At 72.0% G+C, this 8575-nt stretch carries 2 protein-coding genes; both read right to left on the reverse strand.

Annotated features, from left to right (window positions below):
- Window positions 1-274 (reverse strand): beta-ketoacyl synthase N-terminal-like domain-containing protein (locus ACIBCT_RS40300; protein ID WP_399197327.1); only part of this gene is annotated, 274 nt, incomplete at its 3' end.
- A 6-nt stretch (window positions 275-280) separates the two neighbouring features.
- Window positions 281-8557 carry an SDR family NAD(P)-dependent oxidoreductase gene (locus tag ACIBCT_RS40305; RefSeq protein ID WP_399197328.1) on the reverse strand — a complete coding sequence of 2759 codons (8277 nt, stop codon included), beginning with the start codon at window positions 8555-8557 and terminating at the stop codon, window positions 281-283.
- Window positions 8558-8575 lie beyond the last annotated feature (18 nt).

Consider the following 8575-nt stretch of genomic DNA (forward strand, 5'->3'; position numbering starts at 1 on the left):
ACGACGTCCCCGGCCGATCAGGATCATCATCGAACAACCCCTCCAGATCCCACCCCCGATCCACCGGAAACCCCGACACCCCGTCCCCACCCGAGACCACCAGATCCCACAACCCCTCCGGAGACGACACCCCACCCGGGAAACGACACGCCATGCCGATGACGGCGACGGGCTCGCGATCCTGCTCCTCGACCTCCCGCAGGCGCCGCTGCGCCTCCTGCGCCTCCGCGATGGCCCGCTTCAGGTAATGACGGAGCTGCTGATCGTTCGACATGCGGTTCTAGCCCCCGAGGTTCTCTACCAGGTTGAACAGGTCGTCATCGCTCGCGTCCGCCAGTACGTCGACGTCATCGCTCTCCCCCGCGGTCCATTCGGCGAGAAGGGCGCGCAGGCGGGCGGCCACCGCGGGACGGTCGTCGGCCTCCAGCGTCTGCAGAACCGCCAGCGCCTGGTCGATCGGCTCGGTGTCCCTGGTGAACAGCCGCTCACGCAGGTGATCGGAGATCGCGGACGGTGTGGGATGGTCGAAGACCAGGGTCGCGGGCAGCCGCAGGCCGGTCTCCGCGGCGAGCTTGTTGCGAAGCTCCACCCCCATGAGGGAGTCGAAGCCGAGTTCCTTGAACTGTCGCTCCGCTTCGATCGACTCCGCTCCCGCATGGCCGAGGACGGTGGCGATGTGCCCGCGCACGAGGTCGAGCAACGCCCGGTCCCGTTCCTCCTCGGGCAGGAGGGCCAGCCGCTCGGTCAGGGTCCGCGTGTCCCCGCCCTCGACGGTGCGGCGACCCCGCGCACGCACCAGGCCGCGCAGCATCGGCGGCAGGTCCGCCCCTTGGGCCCGTACCCCCGTCAGGTCCAGCCGTATCGGCAGCAGCGACGGCTCGCCGCGCCCGAGGGCTCCGTCGAACAGGGCCAGCGCCTCCGTCCCGGTCATCGGTACCGCACCCGTACGCGCGATCCGTGTCCGGTCCGTGTCGCCGAGTCCGTCGCCCATGCCGTGTTCCCACAGGCCCCAGGCCAGGGAGGTCGCGGGCAGTCCTTGGGTCCTGCGGTGGACGGCCAGCGCGTCGAGGAAGGCGTTGGCCGCCGCGTAGTTGCCCTGTCCCGGGCTGCCGAACGCCGAGGCGGCGGAGGAGAACAGCACGAACGCCCGGAGCGGCCGGTCCCTGGTCAGCTCGTGCAGATGCCAGGCCGCGTCCGCCTTGGGACGCAGCCCCCGGTCGATCCGTTCCGGGGTCATCTGCTCCACCAGCCCGTCATCGACGGCACCGGCCGTATGGACCACCGCGGTGACCGGTCCGTCCAACCCGTCCAGCAGTTCTCGCACGGCCGTACGGTCGCCCACGTCGCAGGCCGCGACCGTGACGTCCGCGCCCCGCGCGGTCAGGTCCGCCACCAGTTCGGCGGCGCCCGGCGCCCGCCCACCGCTCCTGCTCACCAGGACCAGACGGCGTACGGCATGCGCCTCCACCAGATGGCGTGCCACGAGACCGCCCAGTGTCCCGGTGCCACCGGTGATTAGTACCGTGTCGTCGTCGTCCCAGACGACGTCCCGTGACGGACCGTCGGCACGGGCGAGCCTCGGCGCGTGGAGGATCCCTCCGCGTACCGCGAGCTGCGGTTCGTCGGACGGCAGCAGCGCGGGGGGTTCCGCGCCTTCTTCGAGGTCCAGCAGGGTGAACAGGCCGGGGTGTTCCGACTGGGCCGAACGCACCAGCCCCCACACCGCCGCAGCCACCGGATCGGCGTCCTCACCGTCACCGGTCGACACCGCACCGCTGGTCACCACCGTCAACCGCGACGACGCCGACCGTTCGTCGGCCAGCCACCCCTGAACCGCCTCGAGCGCCTCCCGGGTCGCCTCCCGTACCGCAGAGGGCACATCACCGTCGCCCCGCGCGATCCGCTTCACCACCGCGGCGCTCTCTCCCTCCCCGGTCACCGGCGTCCACTCCACCCGGAACAGCGAGTCCCTGGGCGCGGCGCCCTCGATCTCCGTGGCGGACAGCGGCCGTAGCCGCAGGGAGCGGGCCGTGAGGACCGGCCGGCCGGTGCCGTCGGTGACGAACATCAGCACGTCGCCGTCACCGGTCTCGGTGATCCGGACGCGGAGGGACGTCGCCCCGGCCGCGTGCAGCCGTACGCCACCCCAGGAGAAGGGGAGCTCGGCCGTCTCCCGGCCGTTGAGCATGAGCGCATGCAGGCACGCGTCGAGTGCGGCAGGGTGGATGCCGAAGCCTGTCGCGTCCAGTTCGCCGGGCAGTGTCACCTCGGCCCAGAGACCGTCGTCGTGGCGCCAGACCGACCTCAGGCCCTGGAAGCTCGGACCGTAGTCGAGACCGGCCACGGCCAGGTCGTCGTAGAGCTCGTCCACGTCGGCCGGTTCGGCGCCTGACGGGGGCCATTCGGACCGCTCGGCGATGTCCCCCGGGGCTTCCAGGTCTTCCGGGCCTTCCGGGTCGGCGGAGGCCAGCGTGCCGGTCGCATGCCGTACCCATGGTTCTCCATCGGCGCGGCTGTGGACGGCCAGCGACCGGCGGCCGTGGTCGTCCGGCCCGTTCACCGTCAGCTGCACCTGGCGGGTACCCCTGTCGGGGATCACCAGCGGGGTCTCCAGGACCAGTTCCTCCAGCAGGTCACAGCCGACCTGATCACCGGCCCGGATCGCCGACTCCACCAGCACCGCCGCCGGCACCACCACCCTCCCGGCCACCACGTGGTCGGCCAGCCACGCATGCCGTCCGGTACGCGAGAGGTCACCGGTCAGTACGACACCGTCCCCGTCGGCCAGGGGAACCGTCACGTCGAACAGCGGATGACCACCCGGCCGAGACGCCCCGGTCACCGGGGCTTCCAGCCAGTAGCGCTGCCGGTCGAAGGCGTAGGTGGGCACGTCCACCGGTCGGCCCTGATCGACATAGGCCGCCCAGTCGACCGTGGTGCCGGTCACGAAGGCTCCGGCGACGGCGGTGAGCACGGTTTCGGGTTCGGCTCTGCCGTTACGGATTGTCGGGAGGAAGGAGGCGTCGGTCAGGGTGTCCTGGCCCATGGCCGACAGCACCCCGTCGGGGCCCAGCTCGATGAACCTGTCGATGCCGTGGGAGGCCGCGTGGGCCAAGGCGTCGGCGAAGCGGACCGGCCGGCGTATCTGGTCGGTCCAGTAGTCGGCCGAGAAGGTCGTGATCGGCTCGCCGGTGAGGTTGGAGATGACCGGGATGGAGGGGGGCTGGTAGGTCAGCCCTTCGGCGATGCGGTGGAACTCTCGCAGCATCGGCTCCATGCGGGCCGAGTGGAAGGCATGGCTGACGCGCAGGCGGCGGCTCTTGCGTCCCTGGGAGGTGAGCGTGTGTGCCAGGGCGGTGACGGGTTCCTCATCACCGGAGACGACCACGGCTTGGGGGCCGTTGACGGCGGCGATCGAGACGCCGTCGAGCAGTAGGTCGGTGACTTCCTGCTCGGTGGCCTGAAGCGCGATCATCGCCCCACCGGCAGGCAGCTCCTGCATCAACCGACCCCGTGCCGCCACCAGCGCGCATGCGTCCTGCAACGACATCACCCCGGCGACATGGGCTGCGGCCAGCTCTCCTACGGAGTGGCCCACCAGGATGTCGGGCCGCACGCCCCACGACTCCAGCAACCGGAACAGGGCCACCTCGAGCGCGAACAGTCCGGCCTGAGCGAACACCGTCCGGTCAAGGATGCCGTTCTCGGAGGAGAAGACCACCTCCCGCACCGAAGGAACGTGCAGGTGCCCATCCAGCAGGGACGTGGTCTCGTCGAAAGCACGGGCGAACACCGGGAAGGACCCGTACAGCTCCCGCCCCATCCCCACCCGCTGCGAACCCTGACCGGTGAACAAGAACCCCAGTCCGCCCTGCTCGGCTCGACCGGTCAGCACCCCGGCCGTCTCACGCCCGGCAGCCAGCGTGCTCAGGCGCTCCAGCAGTTCCTGATGGTCCGTTCCCATCACCACGGCGCGGTGTTCCAGCACCGCACGGCCCTTGGCCAGCGAGTAGGCCACGTCCACCGCACGCAGGTCCGCATGCCGATCCAGGTGCTCCGAGAGGCGTCCGGCCTGAGCACGCAACGCGGTCTGGCTACCGGCCGACAGCGTCCATGCCAGCGGTCCCGGCCCGTCACCGGCAGGTGGTCGAGCAGGGGAATCCTCGGCCGGGGGCGCCTCCAGGATGACGTGGGCGTTGGTGCCGCTGATCCCGAACGACGACACCCCGGCCCGGCGCGGCCCGGCACCCTCCGGCCATTCGCGCGCCTCGGTCAGCAGTTCCACCGCTCCGGCCGACCAGTCCACGTGCGGCGACGGCTCGTCCACATGCAGGGTCTGCGGCAACACCCCGTGCCGCATCGCCATCACCGACTTGATCACACCGGCGACGCCGGAGGCCGCCTGGGTGTGGCCGATGTTCGACTTCACCGACCCCAGCCACAACGGCCGGTCCCGCTCCCGGCCGTACGTCGCCAGCAGCGCCTGCGCCTCGATCGGGTCGCCCAGCGGGGTACCGGTGCCGTGCGCCTCCACCGCGTCGATGTCACCCGGTCCCAGACCAGCGTCGGCCAGCGCGCGGCGGATCACCCGCTGCTGGGACGGGCCGTTGGGTGCGGTCAGGCCGTTCGACGCGCCGTCCTGGTTGACCGCGCTGCCGCGTACCACGGCGAGGACCTGGTGCCCGTTGCGACGCGCGTCCGACAGCCGTTCCAGCAGCAGGACGCCCACGCCCTCGCTCCATCCCGTACCGTCGGCCGTGGCGGAGAAGGACTTGCACCGGCCGTCGGGGGCGAGACCTCTCTGGCGGCTGAACTCCACGAACGTACCGGGAGTGGCCAGTACGGTCACGCCCCCGGCCAGCGCGAAGGAGCACTCGCCGCGCCGCAGCGCCTGGACGGCCAGGTGCAGCGCCACCAGCGACGACGAGCACGCCGTGTCGACGGTGACCGCCGGCCCTTCGAGGCCGAACGTGTAGGCCAGGCGCCCGGAGGCGACGCTGCCCGCCGTACCGGTCCCGATGTAGCCTTCGAGCTCCGCGGGGACCGACTGCAGCAGCGCCCCGTAGTCGTGGTACATCACCCCCGCGAAGACACCGGTGTCGCTGCCCCGCATGGACAGCGGGTCGATGCCCGCCCGCTCGAAGAGCTCCCACGTGGTCTCCAGCAGCAGCCGCTGCTGCGGGTCCATCGCCAGCGCCTCACGGGGGCCGATTCCGAACAGGTCCGCGTCGAAGCGGTCGGCGTCGTAGAGGAAGCCGCCCTCACGCGTGTAGCTGGTACCGGGCTTGTCGGGGTCCGGGTCGTACAGCGCGTCGAGGTCCCAGCCCCGGTCGGCCGGGAACACCGAGACGGCGTCCCCCGCGGAGGCCACCAGCTCCCACAGGTCCTCCGGTGAGCGCACCCCTCCGGGGTAGCGGCAGCTCATGGCCACGATCGCGATCGGCTCGTCACCGGTACGCACCGCCGCGACGGGAGCCGCCGGCGTCGTGGACGAGCCCAGGATCTCCGCGGCCACGAAGGTGGCGAGCGCGACGGGGGTGGGATGGTCGAAGATCAGGGTGGCGGGCAGCCTCAGGCCGGTGACGGTCCCCAGCCGGTTGCGCAGTTCCACGGCGGTGAGCGAGTCGAGTCCGAGTTCGGAGAACCTGCTCTCCGGCGTCACGGCGTCCGGCGAGGTGTGGCCGAGCACGGCCGCGACCTCCGCGCGGACGGCGTCCAGGGCGACGCGTTCCCGTTCCCCCTCGTCCGCCGTGGCCAGCCGCCTGGCCAGGGAGGTCGCGTCGCCCGTCGTACGCCGGGGGCGGGCGCGGACCAGGCCCCTCAGCAGGGCGGGGACCTCGGTGTCACGGAACGCGACGGTGTCCAGCCGGGCGGGTACCACGATCGCCTCGTCCGCCGTCGTCGCGGCGTCGAACAGGGCGAGCCCTTCCTCGGCCGTCAGTGCCTTCCTGCCCGCGGTGCCGAGTCCGTCGCCCATGCCGTGTTCCCACAGGCCCCAGGCCAGGGAGGTCGCGGGCAGTCCTTGGGTCCTGCGGTGGACGGCCAGCGCGTCGAGGAAGGCGTTGGCCGCCGCGTAGTTGCCCTGTCCCGGGCTGCCGAACGCCGAGGCGGCGGAGGAGAACAGCACGAACGCCCGGAGCGGCCGGTCCCTGGTCAGCTCGTGCAGATGCCAGGCCGCGTCCGCCTTGGGCCGCAGCACCCGGTCGATCCGTTCCGGGGTGAGCGACGCGAGAACGCCGTCGTCGAGGACTCCGGCCGCGTGTACGACCGCCGTCAGCGGCCGGTCCGCGGGAATCCCGGCGAGCAGGCGGGCGACGGCGTCACGGTCGGCCACGTCACAGGCGGCGACGGTGACGCGCGCGCCGAGCCCTTCCAGCTCGTGCCGCAGCTCGGTGGCACCCGCGGCCTCGTCTCCGCCCCTGCTGGCGAGCAGCAGATCGCGTACGGCATGCGCGGTGACGAGATGGCGTGCCAGCAGGGCTCCGAGGGCTCCGGTGCCTCCCGTGATCAGTACGGTTCCGCCCGCGTCCCAGGAAGGTCCCGTGTCCGAGGCCGGTTCGGCGTTGGAGGTCGCTTCGGTGTTGGAGGCCCGGTCTGCGGAGGCCGGGTCCACGGGGGCCGGTTCCGCGACCGGCGGGGAGAGCCGGGCCATGCGGGGGGCGTAGAGGGTGCCCGCCCTCGACGCCAGCTGCGGTTCACCGGAGGGCAGCCGGGCGGGGGGTTCCGTACCTTCTTCGAGGTCCAGCAGGGTGAACAGGCCGGGGTGTTCCGACTGGGCCGAACGCACCAGCCCCCACACCGCCGCAGCCACCGGATCGGCGTCCTCGCCGCCACCGGTCGACACCGCACCGCTGGTCACCACCGTCAACCGCGACGACGCCGACCGCTCGTCGGCCAGCCACCCCTGAACCGCCTCGAGCGCCTCCCGGGTCGCCTCCCGTACCGCAGAGGGCACGTCACCGCTCCGTCGCGCGATCCGCTTCACCACCGCGACGCTCTCTCCCTCCCCGGTCACCGGCGTCCACTCCACCCGGAACAGGGAGTCGGAGAGGTTCCTTGGCCGCTCGGGAGCCGTCATGGGACGGAGGACGAGCCGGTCGATCGTGGCCACGGGCTCGCCGTGGCCGTCGGCCAGGACGAGGGACAGCGCATCCGCGCCGGCAGGTGTCATCCGTACGCGCAGCGACGTCGCTCCGGTCCGGAACATCCGTACCCGGCTGAGGACGAAGGGCAGCCGTCCCCGTCCGGCTTCCGGGAGGACACCGAGACCCGCCGCGTGCAGGGCGGCGTCCAGGAGCGCCGGGTGGATGCCGTACCCCTCGGCGTCCAGCTCGGCGGGCAGGACGGCCTCGGCGTAGAGCAGGTCGCCGCTCCGCCAGGCGGCCCGAAGCCCCTGGAAGGCGGGGCCGTAGTCGAGCCCGGCCACCGCCATGTCGTCGTAGAGCCCCGCCACGTCGACCTGAACGGCACCCGGAGGGGGCCACGCGGCCAGATCGAACTCCTCCTCGTCCGACGCGCCGACCGACAGGACCGCGCTCACGTGGCGCGTCCAGGGCGTCTCCTCCGATACGTGTTCCTCCCGCGAGAACACGCCCAGGACACGCCTGCCCGACTCGTCCGGCGCACCGACCGACACCTGGACCTGTCTCGCCCGGGACTCCGGCAGCAGCAGCGGCACCTCGATGGTCAGCTCGTCGATCACATCGCAACCGGCCCGTTCACCGGCGTGCGCGACGAGCTCCAGCAGCGCGGTCGCCGGAACCACGGTGAGACCGGCGACGGTGTGGTCGGTGAGCCAGGGCTGGGCCCGGGTCGACAGCCGCCCGGTCAGCAGCAGCCCGTCGCCCTCGGCCGGCGACACCGCCGCACCCAGCAGCGGATGCCCCGCCGACGACAACCCCGCACCCGACAGATCGGTCTGCCCGACCTGCTCCAGCCAGTAGCGCTGCCGGTCGAAGGCGTAGGTGGGCACGTCCACCGGTCGGCCCTGATCGACGTAGGCCGCCCAGTCGACCGTGGTGCCGGTCACGAAGGCTCCGGCGACGGCGGTGAGCACGGTCTCGGGTTCGGCTCTGCCGTCGCGCAGGGTGGGCAGGAAGGAGGCGTCGGTCAGGGTGTCCTGGCCCATGGCCGACAGCACCCCGTCGGGGCCCAGCTCGATGAACCTGCCGATGCCGTGGGAGGCCGCGTGGGCCAAGGCGTCGGCGAAGCGCACCGGTCGGCGTATCTGGTCGGTCCAGTAGTCGGCCGAGAAGGTCGTGATCGGCTCACCGGTCAGGTTGGAGATCACCGGGATCGAGGGGGGCTGGTAGGACAGCCCTTCGGCGATGCGGTGGAACTCTCGCAGCATCGGCTCCATCCGGGCCGAGTGGAAGGCGTGACTGACGCGCAGGCGACGGCTTTTGCGTCCCTGGGAGGTGAGCGTGTGCGCCAGGGCGACGACGGGTTCCTCGTCACCGGAGACGACCACCGCCTGAGGACCGTTGACCGCTGCGATCGACACGCCGTCGGTGAGAAGCTCCGACACCTCCTGCTCGGTGGCCTGAAGCGCGATCATCACCCCACCGGCAGGGAG

The organism is Streptosporangium sp. NPDC050855 (assembly GCF_044456585.1).
Lineage (GTDB): Bacteria > Actinomycetota > Actinomycetes > Streptosporangiales > Streptosporangiaceae > Streptosporangium > Streptosporangium longisporum.

What these genes read in the sequence shown, in the direction of transcription:
- ACIBCT_RS40305 (WP_399197328.1), bottom strand. Translation starts at nt 8,557, where the DNA reads ATGATCGCGCTTCAGGCCACCGAGCAGGAGGTGTCGGAGCTTCTCACC.